22 protein-coding genes and 1 tRNA gene are annotated in these 23,496 nt (G+C 41.7%); 15 read left to right on the forward strand and 8 right to left on the reverse strand.

Translation table 11 applies throughout. From position 1 onward, the window contains the following. The first annotated feature begins 48 nt into the window (after positions 1-48). From DACET_RS08695 to DACET_RS08705, 3 genes are all read left to right on the forward strand, one after another. On the forward strand, positions 49-456 hold the full coding sequence (locus DACET_RS08695; protein ID WP_013011007.1) for a thioredoxin family protein: 408 nt from the start codon (positions 49-51) through the stop codon (positions 454-456). 194 nt (positions 457-650) lie between these two features. Next, the gene (locus DACET_RS08700) at positions 651-1,922 is read left to right on the forward strand and encodes an EAL domain-containing protein (RefSeq protein ID WP_013011008.1); all 1,272 of its coding nucleotides are present in this window, start codon (positions 651-653) and stop codon (positions 1,920-1,922) included. Beyond that, positions 1,919-3,166, forward strand: a complete 1,248-nt coding sequence (locus DACET_RS08705; protein WP_013011009.1) for an EAL domain-containing protein — start codon at positions 1,919-1,921, stop codon at positions 3,164-3,166. The genes DACET_RS08700 and DACET_RS08705 overlap by 4 nt, the downstream gene beginning before the upstream one ends. On the opposite strand, the gene mnmL is transcribed toward DACET_RS08705, so the two are convergent. Beyond that, the gene (mnmL, locus tag DACET_RS08710; RefSeq protein WP_013011010.1) at positions 3,163-4,056 is read right to left on the reverse strand and encodes a tRNA modification radical SAM protein MnmL/YtqA; all 894 of its coding nucleotides are present in this window, start codon (positions 4,054-4,056) and stop codon (positions 3,163-3,165) included. The two genes, DACET_RS08705 and mnmL, sit on opposite strands and share 4 nt — an antisense overlap. A gap of 82 nt (positions 4,057-4,138) precedes the next feature. Here mnmL and DACET_RS08715 point away from each other — a divergent pair, with 82 nt between their 5' ends. The 12 genes from DACET_RS08715 (at position 4,139) to rsmI (ending at position 15,744) form a co-directional block, all read left to right on the forward strand. Beyond that, a complete protein-coding gene (locus DACET_RS08715; protein ID WP_013011011.1) occupies positions 4,139-6,850 on the forward strand; it encodes a GGDEF domain-containing phosphodiesterase in 2,712 nt (903 codons plus the stop codon). 93 nt (positions 6,851-6,943) lie between these two features. Beyond that, positions 6,944-7,126, forward strand: coding sequence for a Trm112 family protein (locus tag DACET_RS08720; RefSeq protein WP_013011012.1), 183 nt, complete (start codon positions 6,944-6,946; stop codon positions 7,124-7,126). A 29-nt stretch (positions 7,127-7,155) separates the two neighbouring features. Continuing rightward, the gene (locus DACET_RS08725; RefSeq protein ID WP_013011013.1) at positions 7,156-8,676 is read left to right on the forward strand and encodes a bifunctional ADP-dependent NAD(P)H-hydrate dehydratase/NAD(P)H-hydrate epimerase; all 1,521 of its coding nucleotides are present in this window, start codon (positions 7,156-7,158) and stop codon (positions 8,674-8,676) included. Then, complete coding sequence (gene tsaE, locus DACET_RS08730) at positions 8,654-9,073, forward strand: tRNA (adenosine(37)-N6)-threonylcarbamoyltransferase complex ATPase subunit type 1 TsaE (protein ID WP_013011014.1); 420 nt, start codon at positions 8,654-8,656, stop codon at positions 9,071-9,073. The genes DACET_RS08725 and tsaE overlap by 23 nt, the downstream gene beginning before the upstream one ends. A 14-nt stretch (positions 9,074-9,087) precedes the next feature. Further along, positions 9,088-9,327 (forward strand): hypothetical protein, encoded by a 240-nt coding sequence (locus DACET_RS08735; protein ID WP_013011015.1) that lies wholly within the window; start codon positions 9,088-9,090, stop codon positions 9,325-9,327. Beyond that, positions 9,281-9,577, forward strand: coding sequence for a hypothetical protein (locus DACET_RS08740; protein ID WP_148214169.1), 297 nt, complete (start codon positions 9,281-9,283; stop codon positions 9,575-9,577). Before DACET_RS08735 ends, DACET_RS08740 begins: the two co-directional genes overlap by 47 nt. 15 nt (positions 9,578-9,592) lie before the next feature. Continuing rightward, positions 9,593-12,217 (forward strand): valine--tRNA ligase, encoded by a 2,625-nt coding sequence (locus DACET_RS08745; RefSeq protein ID WP_013011017.1) that lies wholly within the window; start codon positions 9,593-9,595, stop codon positions 12,215-12,217. Further along, positions 12,211-13,038 carry a carboxylating nicotinate-nucleotide diphosphorylase gene (gene nadC / locus DACET_RS08750; RefSeq protein ID WP_013011018.1) on the forward strand — a complete coding sequence of 276 codons (828 nt, stop codon included), beginning with the start codon at positions 12,211-12,213 and terminating at the stop codon, positions 13,036-13,038. Before DACET_RS08745 ends, nadC begins: the two co-directional genes overlap by 7 nt. Next, positions 13,035-13,571, forward strand: a complete 537-nt coding sequence (locus tag DACET_RS08755) for a thioredoxin domain-containing protein (protein ID WP_013011019.1) — start codon at positions 13,035-13,037, stop codon at positions 13,569-13,571. Before nadC ends, DACET_RS08755 begins: the two co-directional genes overlap by 4 nt. A 1-nt stretch (position 13,572) precedes the next feature. Further along, positions 13,573-14,532 carry a thioredoxin-disulfide reductase gene (trxB, locus tag DACET_RS08760; RefSeq protein WP_013011020.1) on the forward strand — a complete coding sequence of 320 codons (960 nt, stop codon included), beginning with the start codon at positions 13,573-13,575 and terminating at the stop codon, positions 14,530-14,532. A gap of 17 nt (positions 14,533-14,549) precedes the next feature. Beyond that, the gene (locus DACET_RS08765) at positions 14,550-14,933 is read left to right on the forward strand and encodes a DUF2914 domain-containing protein (protein WP_013011021.1); all 384 of its coding nucleotides are present in this window, start codon (positions 14,550-14,552) and stop codon (positions 14,931-14,933) included. Then, positions 14,926-15,744 carry a 16S rRNA (cytidine(1402)-2'-O)-methyltransferase gene (rsmI, locus tag DACET_RS08770; RefSeq protein ID WP_013011022.1) on the forward strand — a complete coding sequence of 273 codons (819 nt, stop codon included), beginning with the start codon at positions 14,926-14,928 and terminating at the stop codon, positions 15,742-15,744. Before DACET_RS08765 ends, rsmI begins: the two co-directional genes overlap by 8 nt. On the opposite strand, the gene DACET_RS08775 is transcribed toward rsmI, so the two are convergent. From DACET_RS08775 to rpoD, 7 genes are all read right to left on the reverse strand, one after another. Further along, on the reverse strand, positions 15,715-16,227 hold the full coding sequence (locus DACET_RS08775; protein ID WP_013011023.1) for a hypothetical protein: 513 nt from the start codon (positions 16,225-16,227) through the stop codon (positions 15,715-15,717). The two genes, rsmI and DACET_RS08775, sit on opposite strands and share 30 nt — an antisense overlap. Continuing rightward, positions 16,217-19,033 carry a tetratricopeptide repeat protein gene (locus DACET_RS08780; protein WP_013011024.1) on the reverse strand — a complete coding sequence of 939 codons (2,817 nt, stop codon included), beginning with the start codon at positions 19,031-19,033 and terminating at the stop codon, positions 16,217-16,219. Before DACET_RS08780 ends, DACET_RS08775 begins: the two co-directional genes overlap by 11 nt. A 124-nt stretch (positions 19,034-19,157) precedes the next feature. Further along, positions 19,158-19,559 (reverse strand): ribonuclease HI family protein, encoded by a 402-nt coding sequence (locus DACET_RS08785; RefSeq protein ID WP_013011025.1) that lies wholly within the window; start codon positions 19,557-19,559, stop codon positions 19,158-19,160. Beyond that, on the reverse strand, positions 19,552-20,268 hold the full coding sequence (locus tag DACET_RS08790) for a zinc ribbon domain-containing protein (RefSeq protein WP_013011026.1): 717 nt from the start codon (positions 20,266-20,268) through the stop codon (positions 19,552-19,554). Before DACET_RS08790 ends, DACET_RS08785 begins: the two co-directional genes overlap by 8 nt. Before the next feature lie 6 nt (positions 20,269-20,274). Then, entirely contained in the window at positions 20,275-21,384 is a 1,110-nt protein-coding gene (locus DACET_RS08795) for a Nif3-like dinuclear metal center hexameric protein (protein WP_013011027.1), read from the reverse strand. Positions 21,385-21,437: 53 nt separating this feature from the next. Next, positions 21,438-21,511, reverse strand: a tRNA-Ile gene (locus tag DACET_RS08800). 97 nt (positions 21,512-21,608) lie between these two features. Beyond that, positions 21,609-23,489, reverse strand: a complete 1,881-nt coding sequence (gene rpoD, locus DACET_RS08805) for an RNA polymerase sigma factor RpoD (protein ID WP_013011028.1) — start codon at positions 23,487-23,489, stop codon at positions 21,609-21,611. Between the last annotated feature and the right edge of the window lie 7 nt (positions 23,490-23,496).

Raw genomic sequence — 23,496 nt, forward strand, 5'->3', positions numbered from 1 at the left:
ACAGCCCAAACAGCATGATATTCTTCTCAAAAGTTTTGAGGTAAAATAATGAAAAAATCCCTTGCGCCAATTGTAATAATATTAATTGTCATTTCTGTTGTGTTTTTCGCCATTATGCCGAGCACCCCGCAGGCAACCAAAAAACTACAGGAAGAAATATCAGAAGCAGTCGCAGACGGTAAAACCGTTTTTCTACAACTCAGCTCCACCGGCTGTGTCACATGCCGCAAGATGAAACCCGAGGTTGAAAAAGCACTGGCTGAGTTTGAAAACAGCAACCGTTATAAAATAATAAATATCGATGTAAACTCACATAAGGCAATCGCTTCACATTTCGCTATTACTGGGGTCCCTACACAAGTCATTCTCTCAGGAGAAGGGAAGGAAGTATTCCGCAATATGGGTTATATGTCCTTTGATAACATTAAATATGCAATGACAACAGCCACTAAATAATAATAAAGATTTGCCGGCTCACCTCTTGCAGATTATGATTTTAGGGTTGAGCCCTCTCAAAACAGATTCACAACAAGAAAATAAACATATTTTTCAAATTCACACTATTCATGTCATATGGTTTGTATGTGAATTAGCTGTTGCCCTTTTTATTTTTCTATTGTAGGAAAGAGGCTTATTAAAAGCAGGACACGATGTTAAGAGATATAGATATACACAACATTATTGCTGAAAAAAATGTTGTAACATTATTTCAGCCGGTTATAAGTTTGCGGGAAAAAAGAATAATAGCATTTGAGGCACTGACAAGGGGTATATGCTCCGAAACAGGAGCCATTATTCACCCTATGGAACTTTTCAGCGCAGCAAAAGCAGAAAACTGCTCAACCGAGCTGGACAGACTTTGCCGTAAAAATGCGCTTAAAGCCTTTAAGACTATACCAGACCACGAAAAATACATTCTATTCATAAACTTTGATACCACTGCAATAGAAGCAAACGACCCGGATGTCAAACGCATAACACAGGAATATACCGATGAACAGGGGCTTGACTACTCCTCTATATCTATTGAAATAGTTGAATCGAAAATAGATAATCAGGATAATCTTGCAGATTTTGTCGACCACTACCGCAAGCTTGGTTACTATGTGTCACTTGATGATTTCGGAGCTATGCACTCGAATATGAACAGAATAATTGTCTCAAAGCCTGATATCATAAAGATTGATATGGAACTTATCAAAGATGTCCACCTAAACTACTATCAACAATCAATCCTGAGCTCGATAATAGATCTCGCAAAGAAAACAGGAGCTCTCACCCTTGCAGAGGGGCTGGAGGCAGCCGAAGATATTGTAACCTGTTATGAACTGGGCATAGACCTTTATCAGGGCTTCTATTTCTTTCGTCCATGTATTGATATACAGGGAAATTATCCTTTCATAGAAACACGCATAGACTATCTTGTCATGCTGATAAAAAATAAGCTGAAAGAAAATGTTCTTATCAGAAAAAATCAACATCTAAGTTTCGATTTCATCATCAACATATTAAAAGAAGGAGCACAAGATTGTGATGTTGAAAATTACATAAAATTTCTGTCACAGCAGATAACCAATTTTGATGAAATTGAACGTGTCTTTCTGTTGGACGAATCCGGGCATCAGCCTTTCAAGTCCATAAGCAATATCTGCATAAACTCCAAAAAACAGCGTTCATTCCTCATGATGCACGAATATAATGCTGATCATTCACTTAAAGATTACTTTTATTACCTTGACAAAATTGAGTCTGACAGGTTTTATACAGAGACATATCTATCTTCTGTGACAGGGAAAGTTCTTCGTACGATGTCTAGCAGGATGGAAATTCAATCAAAGAAATATGTACTCTGCGTAGAGTTTGTGGATACTGTTTCCGCTCAGAAACACTACAATAGAAGTGCCGGAGAACTTAAACGGTGAAAAGCAGCCTTCTTTCAGAAATACAGACTATAATACAACAGGAAATGATCAAAATTGAATTCCAGCCTATAGTCAGCCTGAAACTGAAGAAAGCGGTCGGAGTGGAAGCACTCAGCAGAGGCATTCACCCAGTCACAAACGAGATAATACCACCTGTTAAGCTCTTTGAAAATGCAGCAAAATGCGGAATGACACTTGAGCTGGACAGGTTATGCCGACGTTCTGCCATGCGAGAGTTCGTTAAATTTAAGAATTCAGACGAAATGGTGCTCTTCCTTAATTTTGACCCTGCCGTACTGGATATAAACACAACTCTCCATGAAAAATCGTGGACTGTAAAATATGCAGACGATGCAGGACTTGATTACAACAATATTGCTGTGGAAATAACAGAATCTCAGATAGAAAATAATTATAAACTGGAACAGATAACAGAAAAATACTCAAGCATCGGCATGTTTGTTGTCCTTGATGATTTCGGAGCACTTCACTCAAACCTTAACAGACTTGTAATCTCAAGACCTGACATAATAAAGATAGACAAGCAGCTTATCAATAACGTGAGTGAAAGCTATTACCAGCAGTCGATTATCAAATCAATCATTGACCTTGCAAAGAAAATAGGATCACTAACCCTCGCTGAAGGGGTTGAAACAAAACAAGATGTCCTTAAGTGTCATGAACTGGGTGCGGATCTTTTTCAGGGGTTTTACTTTGCCAGACCTCAGGGCATTGAGGATATGGAATCAATTGAATTCGGTCCTGTAATGGACATGATTTCCTATGAGATAAAGGAATACATGTCAGCCAACATCGAGATAAAAAAATCACAACATGCCAAGTTCGAAAATATCTTTGATAAGATACTCGCTTTTCTCACAAAATGTAACGAATGCTGCTTTGAAAAACGACTGGAAGAATCTGTCAGAATGAACGATGACATCGAATGCATATATGTGCTTGATAAAGACGGCATACAAATTGGTGATACAGTCTGCCGGCTCGATCTTCAGTTTGCAGACAACAACCTCTTTCACCCGTCCAAAGCAGGAACAGACCACTCTTTAAAAGAATATTTCTACTACATAAGCAGCCTGAACCTCACAAGCTATTATACCGACCCTTACATATCTCTCGCAACCGGCATCCTGTGCCGAACCATGGCAAAGAAATTCGAATGCGACGGTAAACTTCACGTTCTCTGCATAGACTTTATAGACAAGAAATCCTGCCAGATTTTTTAAACAAGGCTCCCCTGTGTTATCCCCTTCTCCTTCATTATCTGGATAAGCTTCTGTTCTATTTCATTTTTGCTTACATTCCAAATCGGCGCAACGAGCGTATCTCCAGCTGCATCTCCTGAGATTCTGGCAACCACAATGCTGTTATCCAGATATCCCATAGCTTCAGAAAGCACATCTATGTACTCTTCCAGACTCATAACATCGGCATCACCAGCAAGAAACATCTTCTCAAGAACCGTGCCTTTAACAACATGCAGATGATGGAACTTGACCGAGTAAACACCCAGCTCTGTTAACATCCGAACTGATGAAATCATATCCTGCCTGCTGTCTCCTGGGAGTCCGAATATCACATGCGCACATACTTTCAGACCATATTCATGAGTCAGAGCAACTGCATCTTTAAAATCCTGCACAGTATGACCTCTGTTAACCTTAGCAAGTGTTACATCATTTGCAGACTGCAAACCGTACTCCACAACGACTTCATAAGTTGCATTCAGCTCTTGCAGATATTCAAGCTTTTCCCTGTCGATAACATCCGGTCTGGTACCAATATGAACAGCGACTATCCCGTCATCCACAAGAGCACAATTGACACGTTCCCTGATAGTTTCAACTGTTCCGTATGTGTTGGAATAAGACTGAAAATATATAATATATTTATTTATACCCCTTCTTTTCAGCTTCTCAATCCTCTCTGCAACCTGCTCAGCGATTGTCCCCTCTTCTGCCCCGTCGAAAGAATCGACACTGCAATATATGCAGCCTCCGATTCCGGCATGACCATCTCTGTTAGGGCAGGTAAATCCGGCATTAACAGGCACTTTCCAGACTTTCTCGCCAAATCTTTCTTTAAGATATTCACTGAACTTATAGATATATGTCATATACACAACCCGCTCTTTAGAAACATGTTTTATTGTCAAAAAATTTATATTATACTAACTCTATAACATCCCGGAGTACGAATTGAAGCACATAATTATTATTCTGGCAATTTTCCTTACAGCAATCATTGTACACGCAAAGCCGTATAATATATTAATAATACACTCCTACCAGCAGGAATTCCCTGAGACAAAACTCCAGCACAACGGCTTTGTGAAAGGACTTCGCAGCTCCGACAGTAAAGACAGATATAACATATTCACTGAATACCTGAATGCAAAAACATCATATGCAGGGCTGGAAAATACTGAAGTAATAGACAACTATATGCTGGCTAAATATCTAATGAATAAGCCGGATCTCATCTATGCCACCAACGATGAAGCCTTGTCTTATCTGAGCAGCACAAGCCTGGGCTTTCTCAGAGAGGTTCCGCTAATAGTCACAGGAATATCAGACAGTCCGGCAATCTACCGCTCCGGTACAACCTACGGCATACTCATTAATCACAATATAACCAAAACCATAGAGATTATAAACACATTACTAAACAGCACCCCAGACATCACTTTCATAGACTCAGAAAACGGGTCATCCAAAAAAACAGAGAACTATGTCAGCACTCTCAGCAATAATAAGCAGCAGATTCTTTTCAAAACTGAAAAAAACATAGATAAACTGCTTACAGAGCTAAAAGGCGGCAAAGACTCGGCTTTCGTTATAGTAAATGCCGGTGGATTCTACAGTGAAAACCGCCACGAAACAACAGCATCTTCACTCAGGAAACTTAAAGAGTCCCTCCCCTCCCCTTACATATTTGCTATGCACAAACTTGAAATACAGGAGGGTGTTCTCGGCGGGTTTGTCACCAGCGAATTAAAGCAGGGGGAGGAAGCAGGCATAGCAGCGAGACAGACTCTTCAGGGGAATCCTCCCCAGAAATCCCATATATACACAGGCAATCACCTTATATTTGACAGAAAAGCAGTCGACAGAGCATTCCTGCGAATCCCCGAACCGCTGAACAGTCAGATAACCTTCATAAACAATTATCCGACATTTCTTGAAAAACACGGACAGCTTCTCATCTGGATAACAGTATTGCTGGCACTTACAACGCTGATAACTCTGACCGCTTTCAGCATCCATTCGACATCACAGCGCAAACAACTAACTGCAACAACAAAAAAGCTCGCCGAGGCAAGCAGAAAAAATAAACAGTATATGGACGCAGTGGATGCATCAAACTTTGTGTCCATTGCCGACCAGAAAGGACGTGTCAAATATATCAGCAATACATACCTGTCTGCTATAGGGTACAGCAGTGATGAAGTGATAGGGCAGAAACACCATATGCTCAACCACCCTGAAATGGATGTCAAAAGATACAAAACCTTAATAAAAACTGTTTCCAGCGGTAGAATATGGGTCGGCATCCTTCTGAACAAAACGAAAAACGGCGATACCCTTTACCTTGAAACTTCTGTGGTCCCCATTCAGAACGAAGATGGAGTAATAACTGAATACCTGTCAGTAAGAAAAGATATCACAAAAGTTATTATGCAGCAGAGGGAAATTCAGAGTCAATATCAGGATGTGCTGACAGGACTTCCGAACAGAGTTAAAATGCGTCTGGACAGAAACCGTGCAACGCTCCCCGCTGTGGCACTGATGAATATTGACGGCTTCAGCGCTATCAACACTTATTACGGTATGGAAGGCGGTGACTACCTTCTCAAATCTGTAGCAGGGAAACTCGCAGCTCTGATACCCGACAGAATGAGCGTTTATAGAGTGAGCGGCGACGAGTTCGGCATACTTTGCTATGATGTTACTGACTACGATGCTTTCAACTCTGTTATCCAGGATATTCTGAATAAAATATCAAAAAGCACTTTCATATACAAAGAAACAGAAATGCACTTCTCCCTGACAGCGGGCACAGCATCAGGGATGGAAACAACAATAACCAAAGCAGGGATAGCCCTTAGGCAGGCAAAAAAGAATAAGAAATCATTCATGACATACGACGAAGCAGAGTCAGAGATGGAAAAAATCCGTGAAACAGTCAAATACTCCGGCTCTCTGCGGGATGCCCTGAGCCATGAAAAAATAATCCCGTACTTTCAGCCTATCGTAGACACTGCGACAGGTGAGATCATCAAGTATGAGGCTCTGATGCGCATTGAAAATGAAAAAGGCGACATAATGACACCCAACATGTTCCTCAGCATGTCAAAAAGCCTTAAGCTATACAACAGCCTGTCGCTCATGATGCTGGAGAAAAGCCTTAACTCGCTCTCAGATACAGTCAATGATATCTGTATCAACTTTGATATGGAAGATATACGCAACAACAAATTTCAGACATACTTTTTCGATATAATATCCCAGAAAAACCTTCAGGGGCGTATAACAGTTGAAATAACTGAATCAGAAGGTATAGACAACATGGACGAATTATCGGTTTTTATCGCAAGAGCCAAAAAGCATGGCTGTCTAATCGCTCTGGACGACTTCGGTACGGGATATTCCAACTTCATGTACATCCTCTCCCTTCAGCCTGACTTTCTTAAAATAGACGGTTCCATCACAAGGCAGATAAATGTCTCCGGCAGAGCCAGACTCCTAACCAGCACTATTGTTGAAATGTGCCGTCAGGCAGGTATAAAAACCGTTGCGGAATATGTTTCTACAGATGAAATTTACTCAACAATAAAAGAAGTCGGTGTAGACTACTGTCAGGGCTACCTCTTCGGCAAACCCGCACCAAATTTCATAAAAAGCATCTGAAACATGCCTTTTCACATTTAAAACCTACATGGTCTTGTAATTATCCGCTTATTGTTTTAAATTGACGTATACGTATTTTAATTGAGGAAGAACATGATAAAACAAGAACTTCTCGATGTACTCGCATGCCCTAAATGCAAGAAAGCTGTCAGAGCTTCCAAAGATGAAAAATTCATCATATGTGACCCTTGCGGTCTTTTATACGAGATAAAAGAGGATATCCCTGTTATGCTTGTTGACGAAGCAAAACAGGTCGAAAACACCTCTGGCTACTAACCCGAACCACACCCCATACGGAGCTTATAATGGAAATACTGAACTCCTCTCAGATGGGCATAGCTGATGCCTACGCTATCAATGAGACAGGAATACCTTCTGCTGTGCTTATGGAAAATGCTGCTATATCTGTTGTTGATGAGGTTATGGCTGCCATGCCTAATGCCGTCAGTGCCGCTATTGTAACAGGCACCGGCAACAACGGCGGGGACGGTTTTGCTGTTGCGAGGCTCCTTATCAACGCAGGACTCGCATGTGATATCTATCTCGCCTGTGACGAAACTAAACTAAAGGGCGACGCTCTTATTAATTTCAATATTCTTAAAAATTATGATGCACCAATATTTAATGTAGAACAAAATGATCTGCCGTCCTTTGCAGATTATGACTTTGTAGTTGATGCACTTTTCGGAACAGGGCTGGCAAGACCTCTGGAAGGTTTTTATGAAGCTCTGGTGCAGAATATAAATCTTACAGCGAATTTTGTGGTTGCAGTGGATATACCAAGCGGACTTTCCGGTGACACACATAACGTAATAGGTGAGTGTGTGGACGCAGACCTTACCGTTACTTTTGCCAGACCTAAACTTCCCCATGTTATGTACCCTGCCAGAGGATTTTGCGGAGATATCGTAGTAGCTGATATCTCTATCCCTGACTTCGCCGTTGATGAGGCTGACTGTAACATATTCCTTCTGGATGAAAATACTCTCCCCTGTACTCCGCCGAGAGAACCGGACAGCTATAAGGGAGACTTCGGACATGCCGTGATGGCCGGAGGCTCGGAAGGTAAATCCGGTGCTGTGTTTATGGCGTCCAGAGCCTGTGCAAGATGCGGAGCGGGACTTACAACAACCGCTGTCCCAGAGGGGCTTATTCAAGCGGCAGAGATAGTTAATCCTGAAATAATGTCTATCAGGCTCGCAGGCGACACTCATTTCACCTCTGCCGGAGCGGAAAAACTTTCAGAATTTATGAAAGGGAAAACAGTCCTTGCCATCGGTCCCGGGATAGGCAGAGAAGAAGAGACGGCAGAGTTTGTTAAAAATGTAGTCTCCATGACCGACACCCCTCTGATAATAGATGCAGACGGTATAAACCTTATAGGCGACATGCCCCTCGACAAGCTTTCAGGCAGATGCATTCTAACCCCGCACATAGGAGAATTCGCACGTCTTATAGGTAAAGATAAAGAACATATAATGAGCGAAAGGCTTGAGCTTGCTATGCTTTTTGCCCAGCAGAACGATATAGTGCTTGTACTGAAAAGCGCAGATACTATAATAGCTCTCCCTTCAGGTGAAGTGTTCGTCAATACCACAGGCTCACCGTCACTGTCCAAAGGGGGGAGCGGAGACTGTCTCACCGGACTGATAGCAGGTTTTGTGTCACAGGGGTACGACCTCGACGAATCTGCATGTCTCGGCGTATACACCCTGGGCAGAACAGCAGAGATCGTATCTGAAGGGGTAAACGAAAAATCTGTCCTGACAACAGACATAATAGAAAACATATGGAAGACACTGAATGAACTTGAAGAGAACTCTTAATAGCGAAGCGGACACGGCTGCGTTTGCCAGAGAAATTGCAGAAAAGCTTGTGGGAAATGTAGTGCTTATGAACGGAACACTGGGCGCAGGTAAAACTTTTTTTACAAAGTCTGTTGCATGTCATTTTAACTGTCCGGAAACAAGCAGCCCGACATTTACACTGCATCAGAGATATTCCGGTGATGTCACAATACATCACTTTGACCTTTACAGGCTTGAAAATATCGTTGAACTGGACAATATAGATTTTTTTGAATATATCGACAGTGGTGAAACATGCTTTGTGGAGTGGGCAGACAGGTTTAATCTTAAGGACGAGCTTGAAAAATATATAGAAATCACTATAACTGTAAATACCCCGACAACCAGAACAATAACGGTAAATTCCGTCGGGTAGAGGATATTTAATTTATGATGCTTTTAAAGCCGGAAATGTGCCCCTATTGCGGGGAGAAGAGACTGGAGGAACTTCAGCCAACTGAAGTTGTCATCGACGACATGCTGTGGACAATATATCACTACGAGTGCCAGTTCTGCTCAGAGGTCTTTGACAAAATAGTTCCTGAAGGAGAGATGAAATACGATATCTTTTCTGAAGGATTCGATGCTGAAACTGATGAGGATGATGGTGAAAAAAGATTCAATAACTGATATCCTCGACCATCTCAGTGAAGAGGAGCTAAACAGAATAATGATACTGAAAAGCGGACTGGAAGACCTTAATCTCATTTTGCAGGAGATAGAGGAAACCTATCAGCTTTTATCAGGTGTTAACCTTACAGAGAAAGAACGTAAACACCAGAAACTGCGCCTGCTCTCACTTGAAAGGTATATGGCAGAGCTGAACCAAAAGGTGAACACAGCTATGGGAACAGAAGAAGGAAAAAAGAAACTATCCTAACGGAGTAACATATAAATGCAGAAAGAATACCCTACCAGAATCGACCCCGCTGAATTTGAATCTTCGATTTATAAAGAATGGGAAGAAAGGAAATATTTTCACGCTGATGAAACCAGCGACAAGCCCCCATATTCCATAGTTATTCCTCCTCCGAACGTCACAGGGTCGCTCCATATGGGGCACGCCCTTAATAATACATTACAGGACATTATGATCCGTTTCCATAAACTAAACGGATACGAAACAATGTGGATGCCTGGGATGGATCACGCAGGTATCGCCACACAAAATGTTGTGGAGAGACTCCTCGCATCCGAAGGGAAATCCCGCCATGAGCTGGGACGTGAAGAATTTATCGAGCGTGTATGGGAGTGGAAAGAGGAATCCGGCGGAAAGATCATCAATCAGCTCAAAAGACTCGGCTGCTCATGCGACTGGGACAGAGAGCGATTCACTATGGACGAAGGACTAAGCAAAGCTGTCCGTAAAGTGTTTGTGACTTTGTATAAGGAAGGTCTTATATACCGTTCGAAAAATTATCTCGTTAACTGGTGCCCGAGATGCCATACAGCACTCTCCGACCTCGAGGTCGAGCACGAAGAGATAGACGGTGCTTTTTATCACCTGCTCTACCCTGTTAAAGGAACTGATTTCAAATTCGAAATCGCCACCACAAGACCGGAAACAATGCTTGGTGATACCGCTGTTGCAGTTCACCCTGATGACGACAGATATAAACACCTGATAGGCAAAACAGTTATCCTTCCTCTTATGAACAGAGAAATACCTGTCATTGCTGACGAATACGTTGACATGGAGCTGGGTACAGGATGCCTTAAAGTCACACCGGCACATGACCCTAACGACTTCCTCCTTGGTGCTAAACATAATCTGGACTCCATAAGCGTTATGGACGACGACGGAAAAATCAATGCCGAAGGCAAAGGCTTTGAAGGGATGGACAGGTTCGATGCAAGAAAGAAAATCATCGAGCTTCTTGATTCTGTCGGTCTATTTGTTAAAAAAGTTGATCATAAACATCAGGTCGGGCACTGCTATAGATGCAAGACCATTATTGAGCCTAAACTCAGCGACCAGTGGTTTATTAAAATCAAGCCTATGGCTGATGAAGCCGTGAAAGCTGTTGAAACAGGTCAGATAAAAATACTGCCGGAAACATGGCACAAAACATATTACAACTGGATGAACGAAATCCGTGACTGGTGCATCAGCAGGCAGATATGGTGGGGACACAGAATACCAGCATGGTATTGTGATGATTGCGGAGAGATCGTTGTTGAGATGGAAGACCCTACAGAATGCACAAAATGCGGAAGCAAAAATCTCCGGCAGGAGACTGACGTTCTGGACACATGGTTTTCTTCCGGTCTCTGGCCGTTTTCAACACAGGGCTGGCCTGAAGAGACTGAAACTCTTAAAAAATTCTATCCTACATCATGCCTTATAACAGGCTTTGACATCCTCTTTTTCTGGGTGGCAAGAATGATGATGTTCGGTCTGAAATTCAGAGACGGAGTTGAACCTTTCAAAGAGGTTTACCTGCACGCCCTAATCCGCGACAAAGACGGACATAAGATGAGTAAATCTAAAGGGAACGTTATCGACCCCCTTACCATGATAGATAAATACGGTGCAGACGCTTTCCGTTTCACCCTTGCGGCATTTGCTGCTCAGGGGCGGGACATAAAGCTGGACGAAGCCCGGATAGACGGTTACCGCAACTTTGTAAACAAGATATGGAACGCATCAAGGTTTATCCTCTCAGGCTACAACGGGCAAAAGCTCGAAAGCTTTAATAACCTGGAGATCGAAGATAAATGGATTCTGCAAAACCTTAAAGAAGCTGAGCAGAAAATATCAAAAGCAACCAGAAACTATGATTTCAACGAAGCAGCCGGCTCTATTTATCAATTTTTCTGGCATAAATTCTGCGATTGGTATATTGAGCTCATCAAACCACGTATCTATGACGATGAAAGGAAGGAAAAAGCGCTTGCTGTTGCTTCATATGTTCTGGAAAAATCTCTTATACTTCTGCACCCGTTCATGCCTTTCCTCACAGAATACATTTATCGTCTGGTCACAGAGAAAGAGTCCATCATGCTGGCTGAATGGGAAACATTCGAATACGACTTCGCAAATGACAGAGCAGAAATGGATGATGCTATAGAACTGATCAGCCTGATAAGAAACATCCGCGGCGAATACAACATAGCACCTTCCAAAGAGCTGAATGCATTTGTTAAAACTGAAAAAACTGACGTTAAAGACACCTTTGCAAAAAACAAGGCTCTCATACTGAATATAGCCAGACTTGAGAAACTTGAACTTACAGACAATAATGTTGATAAGTCCGCCTCCAATATCTCTAACAACTTTGAGGTATTTGTACCCCTCGAAGGATTGGTTGATTTCGAAGCGGAGATACAAAAGCTTAAAAAAGAACTGAAGAAACTTGAAAAAGATCATAACATCTTCGGTGGTAAACTTAAGAATGAAAAATATCTTGCAAACGCTAAACCTGAAATTATCGAAAAAGATAAGGCAAAGTTTACTGAGATCGATGAAAAACTCAAGAAAGTTAACGAAACAATTGAGAGGTTGTCCAGACTATGCTGAGAGAAAGATTGATACAGCTTGCACTTGAAGAAGACATAGGAACGGGAGACCTTACCGCAAGAGCCTTCCGTAAACAAAATAAACGTGGAATCTTTAAGTATCTGGCAAAAGATGACTTTATACTCTGCGGTACGAAATCAGCCTCCCTCGTCTTTGAAGAGCTGGACGAAGATATCAACGTCCGATTTTATCACGAAGACGGAGCATGCCTTAAAAAAGGTGAGTATTTCGGTGAAGTTGAAGGTCCTATATATTCTATCCTCACAGGGGAAAGAACATCGCTCAACTTTCTTCAGCGTCTTTCAGGTATAGCGACTGAGACAGCAAGCTATGTTAAAGAGCTCAAAGGAACAAACATAAGGCTCCTAGACACAAGAAAAACCACCCCCGGGTGGAGAGTCGCTGAAAAATATGCCGTACTCACAGGCGGCGGACACAACCACCGCATGGGACTTTTTGACGGTGTGATGCTCAAAGACAACCATATCGACGCAGCTGGCGGGATCAAAGAGGCTGTGGATCTGGTCAAAAGAAACATCCCAAGCACTGTAAAAGTTGAAGTAGAGGTCAGAGACCACGAAGAGGCTCGTCAGGCGGCAGAATATGGCGCTGATATAATTATGCTGGATAACTTTGCTGTGGAAGATATACAAAAAGCTATCGACATAATAAACAAAAGAGCCAAAATAGAAATATCCGGAGGAATCCGCAAGGAAAACCTGAAAGATTATAGAAATCTGGATATAGACTATATATCAGTTGGCGCACTCACACACCATGCCACAAGTGTGGATATCAGCCTTAAAATACAGAAAGGATGAGATTTAAAAACTTAGTTAACAGCAAAAGCATACTCGTGTTTATACTCGTCGGGCTCAGCTTTCATATGCTCTACAAATACAGAGCGAATGTAAATGTGTTAGAAGCCGGACTACAGGCGCCTGATCTCGCTTTTGAGACATTAGACGGTCAGAAATTTGATCTTTATGATTTTAATTCGCCGGTGATGCTTGTTTTTCTTAATACAAAAACGCTTATGTCCAGCGCTCTCTACCCCGATCTGCTTTTAAAACGCATACCGAAACTGAAGCTTATAGAAAAACGAAATATAGCATCACTAATCGTAATGTTAGACACAAAGCAGACCCCAGAGGCTGTCATGGATAAAATCAGGTCAAAAAAGTATAAAATTCTTGAAAATACTGTCTATTTAAGTAATATAGAAGTTGCAACAGAAAAATACGGGCTTTCAAGCTGGCCCCATTTTTTTCTTATAGACAGCACACATAACGTTATTTATGAATCAAAAATACCATCTGTGAGCGTCATAGATTCTATTCTGGAAGGGAGTTGATATGCAGGATTTTTTCAATGTACAGGACATCAAAGACGAATACGATATTGTTGTTTTAGGAGCTGGCCCAGCCGGGCTCACTGCTGCAATGTATGCTGCAAGAGACAAACAGACAGTGCTCGTTCTGGAAAAACAGTTCCCCGGCGGTTTTGTTGCCATAACTGAATGGGTTGAAAATTATCCAGGCTTTTTCGATGGAATAATGGGAGCTGATCTTTCAGAAAAGTTTTATCAACATGCTGTAAAATACGGCGCTCTTGTAAGAAGCGGAAACTGCACTAACATAGAAAAAGATGGTAAATATAAACTTGTTCACGTTGAAAACCGTGAAACTCCTGTTAAATGCAAAGCTGTAATCATAACCTTCGGGTGTGAGCCTAAGAGACTTGACGTACCGGGCGAGAATAAATTCTACGGACGTGGTGTATCTTTTTGTGCAACATGTGACGGTTCATTCTACAAAGATAAAGAGGTTGCCGTTGTTGGCGGCGGTGAGTCTGCACTTGAAGAAGGGATGTATCTCACCAAATTCGCAAACAAAGTAACAGTGATTCACAGAAGAGATCAGTTCCGAGCCTCAAAACTTGCAACTGAAAGAGCACAAAATAACGAAAAAATGGAATTTATATATGATTCTGTGGTAGAATCTATTAATGGAGACACAAAAGTCGAGTGCCTGACAGTGAAAAACCTTAAAACAGGCAACGTCACAGAACTCGCTGTTGACGGACTTTTCATCTTCATAGGTCAGTCAGCTAAAACAGAACTTGTTAAAGACCTGGTAGACACTGACGAATGGGGATTTATCATTGCGACCGAATCCACACAAACGTCAGAACCCGGTATTTATGTTGCAGGAGATGTCAGGACGAAAGAGTACAGACAGATCACTACTGCTGTGTCAGATGGTACAGTCGCTGCAAAATCCTGTGAGAAATATATTACAGATAACTTCAGCTAAGATATACGGAGGTCAATATGAGACTGCTGCTTTTAATCGTTTTCGCTACACTTTTCACCCTTGCAGGTGCCATTGCGGAGACCTCTGTCAGTAGGATTACCATGACCACAGACGTTACTAATAGAGAGCCGGTGGACTCTGCTGTTGAATTTAAAAACGATATAGGCAGGCTTTTCTGTTACACAGAGATTGAAGCCGATGAGTACCCCACTGAAGTAACACATATCTGGATTTATGATAAAAACATCGAAGCAGAAATTAAGCTGCCGGTTAAATCACCGAAATGGCGGACATACAGCTCTAAAGCTATACTCCCTGAATGGACAGGTAACTGGAAAGTCGAAGTTTATTCCGAAGACGGCAAGCTTATTGACTCTGTAGATTTTAAGATAAATGAATAATAAACCACAAGTTTCTTTTGTACCAACCCCTATAGGCAATCTAGGTGACATAACAAGGCGCTCTGTTGAAACAATGGAGCAGTGTGACGTTATTTTTGCCGAAGACACAAGAACAGCAAGATCACTCCTGTCAGCCCTTAACATCAAAAAACCTGTGGAATCATACCATAAAGACAACGAGGTATCCGCTTCTTCAAGGATACTGAATGCTGTCCATGAAGGTAAAAGTGTTTGTATAATATCCGAAGCAGGAACCCCCTGCATAAGCGACCCTGGGAACACCCTCACCTCTGTCTTAACAAAAGAGAATATAACATTTGAAGCTCTGCCGGGTGCAACAGCCTTTATCCCTGCTCTCCTTATGTCAGGCTTTCCTGTGGAAAATTTTTATTTTCACGGGTTTCTCCCTCATAAAAAATCTGAAAAAACTAGAATTGCCGAGTCACTGACAGGCATGAACACTGTAATGGCATTCTATGAATCACCACACAGGGTCAGGGAAACACTTGAGATTATGTTAGAGATCTTTCCGGCACCAATATTCTGCGCCAGAGAGATAAGTAAAATATACGAATCAGGCTACTTCATCGTTACCGCATCAGATATAGAAGAGATTACATTTAAAGGCGAATTTGTAATTATTATCAACAACAGACACACTGCCAACGAAACACTCTCTGGCTGCTCAGACACAGCAAAAAAGCTTATCAAAGCCGGTTATGAGGGAAAAGAAGCTGTTAACATCCTTAAGGCACTTGGCTATAAAAGGAATGAAGCATACTCAACGATACAGGATATTATAAACTCCTGACCCGATAAAGAACACAGTGAGGATCACGAGAACAAACCTTAGGAACCTTCTCTTTTTTGCTATCAGTTTAGGTGTTACAGGTTTAATCAGTGAGTCCACAGGTTCCTGAAGTCTGTCTTTCAGAGAATCAACAAAACTTTCGAAATCTTCATATAAAGACGAAATAAATACAAACTTATGCGGGTCTGAAATAATAAGGATTATGCGCCAGCGAAGTTTTACAATTCCGATATCTTCTATTTCATCAATTCTGACACGCTTACGACCATATATGGTGGTCTGGACTATCTCATCTTCTGAAACTTCTATCTTTTTTGAAAAAAGAACAACAATATTAAAAATAATAAAAGCAACAATAGCAAAACTAATAATAAGCCCGCCGTTCCCCATGCCTGAAAGAAAAACCGATAAAGCAAAGAATAATGAAGCCGCAAGTAAAATAACAGTAAGAATAACGAGTTGTCTGTCAACTTTATAAACCATCAATTGTCATCTCCAGTGGTAAAGATTTGAGGAAATTACTATCCTCTTTTTTAAGGTCGTTCAGACTGTTCAGAGCCAGTTCAAAGTCTTCTTCTTTTATAGAATACAATATCCGCACAGCTTTACCTTTGATATCCGCCGGATATTCCTTCATATAGGATTTAACAGAACTGATCAGTCTGCGTCCATTATAGTTAAGCATAAAATAGAGCATCTTGTAATAGTCAACATACGAATCAGTATAATTCAGGCTGTCTAGGGAAGTGTAAGATGCCTCAGCATTTACAAAATCCTCAACCCACATAAAATAATACAAAGATGCTTTATAAAGCTCTGTAGACCGTATGGTTATACGGCTGAGCTGCTGAAGATATTCAAGAGATTTATCCCTGTCACTCATCAGTATGGTATAGTAAACCAGCTCTTTCAGAACCATTATGTCATCAGGATACTCTTCTGGTTTGATATCAGGCGCACCGGCTCCTTGCTTAAGTATAGCATAAGCCTTCATAAACCTGTAAAGCCTGTCAACTTTAATTGATTCATCAAAGGTTGCAGTCTCCCCTTCAAGAGTGCCCAGCAGGTCTCGGAGCGCATGACCTCTGAATATTGTATTTGGTTCCTGTAGCGGGTTAAGCGCTTCGAAATTCCCCGTTTTCATGTATTCGGCAATGGAGACCATCGCCGCAAGGAAAGAGTTATCATCTTTTTTATCACCAATAGCATCTATCACACGGGTATATCCTTTAAACCCCATTTCTGCCAGAAAACCGGCATAGATAACAGGTTCGGGGATTTTTCTCTTGCCCTCTGCCACCTGCTCAACCCTGTCACGTACAAGGTTGTAATAGTCCATAGCCTTATGCATCTGCCCTTTCTTACTAAAACAGACAGCCATACCGAGATAAGCAGGAAAATGGTAATTATTCTGAAGAATAGCAGTATCAAAGTATTTCGCCGCACCGTTAACATCGCCAAGGTTAAGCTTTGCAAGCCCCATATTATAAAGCGCATACGGATTATTATTCAAAAGCTTATTAGCCTCTTCAAACTTATTGTAGGCCTGCTGAAATTTGTAGTCGAGCAGCAGAGCAACGCCGTCATTATTAAGCTTTATCCCTTCAGAATATTCAACAGACCGCTCAAGCTCCTGAAGGGCAACAACTTTAGAGTCCTCCTGAAGCATCTTATAACCAAGTGCAACAAAGTCCATCATATCATCAGGGTCCATAAACAGAGGATAGAGAATCGTTGTCAGCATATCTTCAAAACTGCCGTCAAACCTGTATGAAAAATCAATATCTTCAATCCTGGGGACAAGGTGAAATGAAACACGCATAAGTTTTCTGTATTCAGCCTTTCTCGCCACCTGTTCAGCCAGAAGCTCCTGAACTCCCCGAATGTCACCCATATTAAAATATGCCACAAATCTGTACCAGAAACTTTCAGGGCGAATATTGTTTATCCCTTTGGCAAATGCAAGGGCATTGTCATATTTGCCATACCTCTGGAGGATGTATGAGCGAAAAACATAATAGTCATTATCTGTTTCCGGCGGGACATTGAGGATATGCTCTCTTGCCTTCAGCATGATGTCTTTTGCTATATAATAGGCGGTACGTCCAAGCTCAAGATAGGGTGATGTTCTGTCAACAAATAGTCTGCTTTTAATACTTTCGACATCTTCATGATAAATTATTTTATGCTTTACAACAGTATAAAGGGTGTTGTCTGTTTTAAATTTATTATAAGCGTCTTCAGCCATCTCGCCGGCTTCTCTTATATATCCGAGAGCGATAAGAACTTCATAATATAGACGATAATATTTATGTATCTCAGGGTAGGTTTCGATAAGACTCCTGATTTCGTTCTGCGACTGAGTCATTTTACCATTCAGATAATACGCACGCGCCAAACGAAACATATATTCTTTATCAGGATTTATCCCGATAAGAAAATCAAGTGACTTTATCTCGTTATAAAAATCGCCGAGAGCATGGTAAGCATCGGCAGCCAGCGACAGGGCATCTTCTGTGCGGTTGATACGCAGAGCACGCTCTACAGAATCCAGAGCAGCTTTATCCATATTTATATTCAGGTAAGCTTTTGCAAGGTTATAATAGTCGGTGTAGTCTTTATATTCCAGCTTTTCGATTATCTGAATCCCGTCTTTATACTCACCAACAGACATAAGGAAATACGCATAATTAGAAAGGACATATTTGGAATTATCACCTTTATCCATCGCTTCACGGAAATACTGCGCAGCTTTGGCAGTTTCGCCTCTTTTCAGGTGTATATTCGCCATATTTACTAAAAGCTTAGCAGAGTTATCATCCTTCAGAAGCTGCTCGACATACTTTTCCGCCTCAGCAAGCTTGTCTGTCTGTATCAGTACAACAGCAAGATTCATCAGCGCTTCGCGAAAGGTGGGGTCTTCTGCTACTGACCGTCTGAATGCCTCTTCGCTTTTTTTAATATTTCCCATCAGATAGTAACTGACACCAATATTATAAAATGCTACAGATCTGTTCTGCGCTATGCCGTTTTCATAAAAATCAATTGCTTCTTTGAACTCGCCCTTCAGAAAAAATTCATTGCCTTTCGTAATGTCAGCATTACTGCTGAGCATAGGCGAAACAACAGGGGCAGCCTCTGTAAGGTTTTCTTCAAGCTGCTGGTTGCTCTCCTTGCCTGAGCATGACGAGAGCGTCAATGACAAAACAACAGCCAGAGCAAGAACAATGACTGATGAAAGTCTGATAATATTTTTTAAGTCTATGCTTATTTTGCTGCCCGGCGGCATAGTCCGTTATCCCTCCGGAATCTGGTTGTTACGCAAGATCCACCTGCGGTATCTTTAGAAACTTAGATATACATAAATAAAATCGGACATTCTCTGAAAAAGTTAAGCCCTGTCAGCATATTATTTATATAGAATGTTCGTCGATGGCCATGTTTGCAAGTTTGTCCGCTTCTTTGTTCTGTGCACGGGGGACATGATTAAAAGTAACCTGTTTACCATTAAGAACTTTATCAATCTGAAGCTTAACGGGGATGAGCCCCTCATTCTTAAGCTTATATTCACCCTTCATCTGCTTAACAACAAGCTCGGAATCAAGATAGAAATTTAATTTATCAAACTGGTTAAGAATAGGATCTTTTGCAGCCACAAGCAGTGCATTGTATTCCGCAAGATTGTTTGTTGCAGTGCCTATGAATTTTGTACCAGAGGCAATCTCCTGACCGTCAGCATAGATTATGTATCCGCATCCGGCGGGGCCGGGATTTCCCCGACACGCGCCATCGCTGAATATTTTGATATCAGGCATCTTCTTCACTTTTGTAGTAAAGGAATCTCTGACAGTTAGGACATTGAAGAAGTTCCTTATCCTTCACAACTTCAACATAAAGCTGTGGTGGAACTTTAATATAGCAGCCGGTGCATGTTTCATCATCCACACGTACGACGGCAAGGTTATTTCTGGCGTTTCTTACTCTGTCATATCTGGCGAGCAGAGATTTTTTAACACCCTTAACAGCCTCGATTCTCTTCTCTTTGTTTGAGGCAAGCTCGGCGGTGAGTTCTTTGTTCTCATCGTCTCTCTGTTTCAGACTTGCTTCATAAGCAGCTTTGGCATCTTCGAGTTTCTTAACAACCCCGTCATCCTCAGACTTATGTTTGTCCACAGACTCGCCGAGTTCAAGAAGCTTGTACTCTGCTTCATTAACGTGCTTTTTGAGTACATCCATCTCTTTAAGAACAGCTTCATACTCTTTGTTGTTTTTAACTTCGGGGAGTTTTTGCTGAGCTTTTTCAAGCTGGGCTTTGTTTTCTTCGTAGCCTGTCTGAATTTCGTTTTTGGTGTTTAGGTCTTTTTCGTATTTCTTTTTGAAAGAATCAAATTCTGACTGAGCTGTATCCAGCTCATTTTTGGCGTTCTCCAGATAGTCCGGCACTCCGGCAAGTCTCTGTTCCGCATCTGCGATAAGATTGTCCAGTCTCTGGATCTCAATTAGCTTTGAGATAGCTTCAAGCATTGTATATTACCTCCAGTTTATGACAGAGGGCTCTTCCTCTATCACAACAGTCTCTATGTTAAATTTTTTGCTTATAAGTTTGGAAAGGTAGTTCATGAAAATTTTCTCAGTTTCGTAATGTCCCGCGTCAACAACCAGAATGCCGTTTTCCGCTGCATCTATTGCATCATGATGCTTCAAGTCACCTGTGAGCAGAACGTTAACCCCTGCCCCCACGCAAGCTTTCCACATGGAAGCCCCGCTCCCTGTGACGACAGCAAACCTCCTGACACTGCCAGTCGGTTTTTTATTAAGCCTGAGAGTATCACAGCCGAGTTTTTCTTTAACAAGTCTAAGGAAATCTTCTGTCTCCATAGGTGCAACAAACTCTCCGATACGTCCGAGCCCATACGGTTTGCCCATATCAAGCTTATAGATGTCGTGTGCAACCTCTTCGTATGGGTGCGCTTCAATAACAGCGGAAAGGAGTCTGCCGACATCTCTTTTATCAATAATTGTTTCAATACGCAGCTCATCGACTTTTTCCATGACATCTTTTGTCCCTATATAGGGATCAGTTCCTTCTCCGGGGATAAATGTCCCTTCACCAGGGATGCTGAATGTACAGCCTGAGTAGTTGCCTATTGAACCGCCGCCGGCATCAATAATGGCCATCCGAACTGATTCTGCATGTGTTTTAGGGACAAAAACTGCAAATTTTACAAATTCGTGTTTACCCTCTTCCACAAAAGAGGAATGAACTTCCGCACCCAGTATTGTGCAGATGTAGTCGTTGAGGCTGAAGTCTGCAAGATCCAGACTTGTGTGCGCAGCTATTACAGAGAGGTTGCCTTTGATAGCTTTAATGACTTTCCTGTCAAAGGTTTTAGAAACATCAAGGCTTCTAACTTTACCAAAAAAAAGGGGGTGATGAGTTATAAGTAACCCACACCCCTCTTCAATTGCTTTGTCTATTACCTTTTCAGTAGGATCAAGTGCAAGAGCTGCTTTTTTAACTTCCTGATCTTCCAAGATCAGTTGTTTGCCGCTGTTATCCCAATCATATTGTCGGGTTACGTCAGCAAAGCCACGCTCTAAAAAATTGAGAATATCCTTAATACTTATCACTCTACCCATACCGTATTTTGTTTAAAGACATGCAGCCCCCCAAAAGAGAAGCTGCATTAAAATGGGCCAAGTTGGAATCGAACCAACGACCTACCGGTTATGAGCCGGTGGCTCTAGCCAACTGAGCTATTGGCCCCTGTTTTATAATACCACTCCGTCGGCTGCATTTCCACAACCTGCACGGGAGTTGATGTTTTTAACTAAAATTGACGTATTTGTCAACAAGTTTTTACTTATTCCGTAAAGGTTTTCAGAATCCGGCTTCTGGTGGGGTGCCTCAGCTTCCGAAGTGCTTTGGCCTCAATCTGTCTGATACGTTCACGTGTAACATTGAATTGTTTCCCTACCTCTTCCAGAGTATGATCTGAATCACACTCAATACCGAATCTGAGTTTAAGTACGCTCGCCTCTCTGTGTGAGAGCGTCTCTAGTATCTGCTTTGTATGTTCTTTCAGTTTAAGGTACGTTACCTCTTCTGACGGATTCTTAGCAGACTTATCCTCTATGAAGTCACCAAGGGAGCTGTCTTCATCTTCACCTATAGGCGTTTCAAGCGAAACAGGCTCTTTTGCTATCTTCATAACTTTCTTTATCTTTTCGACAGGAATATCCATTTTACTTGATATCTCCTCAGGCGTAGGTTCTCTGCCCATATCCTGCTGGAGCTGTCTTGTTATCTTCATCATTTTATTGATGGTCTCTATCATGTGGACAGGGATACGGATAGTACGTGCCTGATCCGCTATTGCTCTTGTAATAGCCTGTCTTATCCACCATGTGGCGTATGTGGAGAACTTGTATCCGCGTTTATACTCAAATTTCTCTACAGCCTTCATAAGACCAATGTTCCCTTCCTGTATCAGATCAAGGAACTGAAGCCCTCTGTTTGTATATTTCTTCGCAATAGATACAACAAGCCGGAGGTTGGCTTCTATAAGTTTTGATTTAGCTTTTTCGGTTTCGTTCTCCCCCATCAGGAGAGAATCGTGAATAACATCAAGTTCGGCTTTATCAAACCCCAAACTGTTGATGCATTCATCAAGCCCTTTCTTTGCTTTCTTATATTTTTTGACAATTATTTCATAGTCAGGCAGAGCCATGCCTCTGTTCTCGCAGGCTCTAGTCAGCTCGTCCTCAGTAACGGACACCGCATCAGTATAATCGGTATATCTGATAAGTTTACAAATTTTGTCGATATCCTTCGAACGGTCATAAATAGCCTGATGTGCGTCTTTTATCTCATTAGCTATCAGACATATTTTAGAATAGTTAACTTTTATCTCCAGAAGTTTATCTGTGATATCATCAACTGTCTCATGCATCTTGAACTTTATGTTCAGCATTTCATCGATGGAGCATTTATTTTCTTTTATCTTATCATTCAGGTCAATATTTTTATGGAGCTTGTCGGCAATATCTTCAAGAATTTCAATAAACTGAACTTTTATCTGTTCCTCACGTTCTTCCGCAAGCTGTTGTTCAGCCTCAACCTCTGCTGCAATCTCTTCAAGAGTCTTAACAGGTTCCGGCTGTTTAATCTCCGGCTGTTCTGCTGCATTTTCCTCGTTTTCGTTCTCATTTTCCACAGCATCCAGATCATCATTTTCCGCATCTGAGCCATCATCAATGTCGATGATGTCTTTCAGGCGCATACTGTCATTGCGTATGTTCCGCGCAATATCCATTATCTTCATTGCTGTGTTCGGGTAAAGGAGTACGGCACGAACGACCTTACGCTGACCTTCCTCTATCTCTTTGGCAACTTCAATCTCTTCTTCACGATTGAGAAGAGCTATATTGCCCATTTCTTTAAGATAAAGCCTGACAGGGTCGTCTGTACTGATAGACTCTTCTACTTCCTTCAGAAGGGATATAGAATCTTCGTCGTCATCATCGTCGTCAGCCGAATATAATCCAGGCTTATCAACTTTTGAATCAATTACGTCTATCTTAAGCTGTGCCAGCAGCATCATTATTTCGTCTATCAGTTCGGTTGAAAGGATGTCATCTGGCAGGTTTTCGTTGATCTCATCGAAGGTCAGGAAGCCCTTTTCCTTCCCCAGTGCGATGATACTTTTAACTTCGGGGCTTTTTATCTTTCGAGACATAGACATAAAATAC

This window comes from Denitrovibrio acetiphilus DSM 12809, from assembly GCF_000025725.1.
Lineage (GTDB): Bacteria > Chrysiogenota > Deferribacteres > Deferribacterales > Geovibrionaceae > Denitrovibrio > Denitrovibrio acetiphilus.

Excerpts from the sequence above, each read along its gene's own strand:
- DACET_RS08725 (WP_013011013.1), top strand. The coding sequence starts at position 7,156 with ATGGAAATACTGAACTCCTCTCAGATGGGCATAGCTGATGCCTACGCT.
- DACET_RS08700 (WP_013011008.1), top strand. The coding sequence starts at position 651 with ATGTTAAGAGATATAGATATACACAACATTATTGCTGAAAAAAATGTT.
- DACET_RS08790 (WP_013011026.1), bottom strand. The coding sequence starts at position 20,268 with ATGCTTGAAGCTATCTCAAAGCTAATTGAGATCCAGAGACTGGACAAT.
- DACET_RS08785 (WP_013011025.1), bottom strand. The coding sequence starts at position 19,559 with ATGCCTGATATCAAAATATTCAGCGATGGCGCGTGTCGGGGAAATCCC.
- DACET_RS08745 (WP_013011017.1), top strand. The coding sequence starts at position 9,593 with ATGCAGAAAGAATACCCTACCAGAATCGACCCCGCTGAATTTGAATCT.
- mnmL (WP_013011010.1), bottom strand. The coding sequence starts at position 4,056 with ATGACATATATCTATAAGTTCAGTGAATATCTTAAAGAAAGATTTGGC.
- tsaE (WP_013011014.1), top strand. The coding sequence starts at position 8,654 with ATGAACTTGAAGAGAACTCTTAATAGCGAAGCGGACACGGCTGCGTTT.
- DACET_RS08695 (WP_013011007.1), top strand. The coding sequence starts at position 49 with ATGAAAAAATCCCTTGCGCCAATTGTAATAATATTAATTGTCATTTCT.
- nadC (WP_013011018.1), top strand. The coding sequence starts at position 12,211 with ATGCTGAGAGAAAGATTGATACAGCTTGCACTTGAAGAAGACATAGGA.
- DACET_RS08720 (WP_013011012.1), top strand. The coding sequence starts at position 6,944 with ATGATAAAACAAGAACTTCTCGATGTACTCGCATGCCCTAAATGCAAG.
- rsmI (WP_013011022.1), top strand. The coding sequence starts at position 14,926 with ATGAATAATAAACCACAAGTTTCTTTTGTACCAACCCCTATAGGCAAT.
- DACET_RS08755 (WP_013011019.1), top strand. The coding sequence starts at position 13,035 with ATGAGATTTAAAAACTTAGTTAACAGCAAAAGCATACTCGTGTTTATA.
- DACET_RS08735 (WP_013011015.1), top strand. The coding sequence starts at position 9,088 with ATGATGCTTTTAAAGCCGGAAATGTGCCCCTATTGCGGGGAGAAGAGA.
- DACET_RS08775 (WP_013011023.1), bottom strand. The coding sequence starts at position 16,227 with ATGGTTTATAAAGTTGACAGACAACTCGTTATTCTTACTGTTATTTTA.
- rpoD (WP_013011028.1), bottom strand. The coding sequence starts at position 23,489 with ATGTCTATGTCTCGAAAGATAAAAAGCCCCGAAGTTAAAAGTATCATC.
- DACET_RS08795 (WP_013011027.1), bottom strand. The coding sequence starts at position 21,384 with ATGGGTAGAGTGATAAGTATTAAGGATATTCTCAATTTTTTAGAGCGT.
- DACET_RS08765 (WP_013011021.1), top strand. The coding sequence starts at position 14,550 with ATGAGACTGCTGCTTTTAATCGTTTTCGCTACACTTTTCACCCTTGCA.
- DACET_RS08740 (WP_148214169.1), top strand. The coding sequence starts at position 9,281 with ATGCTGAAACTGATGAGGATGATGGTGAAAAAAGATTCAATAACTGAT.
- trxB (WP_013011020.1), top strand. The coding sequence starts at position 13,573 with ATGCAGGATTTTTTCAATGTACAGGACATCAAAGACGAATACGATATT.
- DACET_RS08780 (WP_013011024.1), bottom strand. The coding sequence starts at position 19,033 with ATGCCGCCGGGCAGCAAAATAAGCATAGACTTAAAAAATATTATCAGA.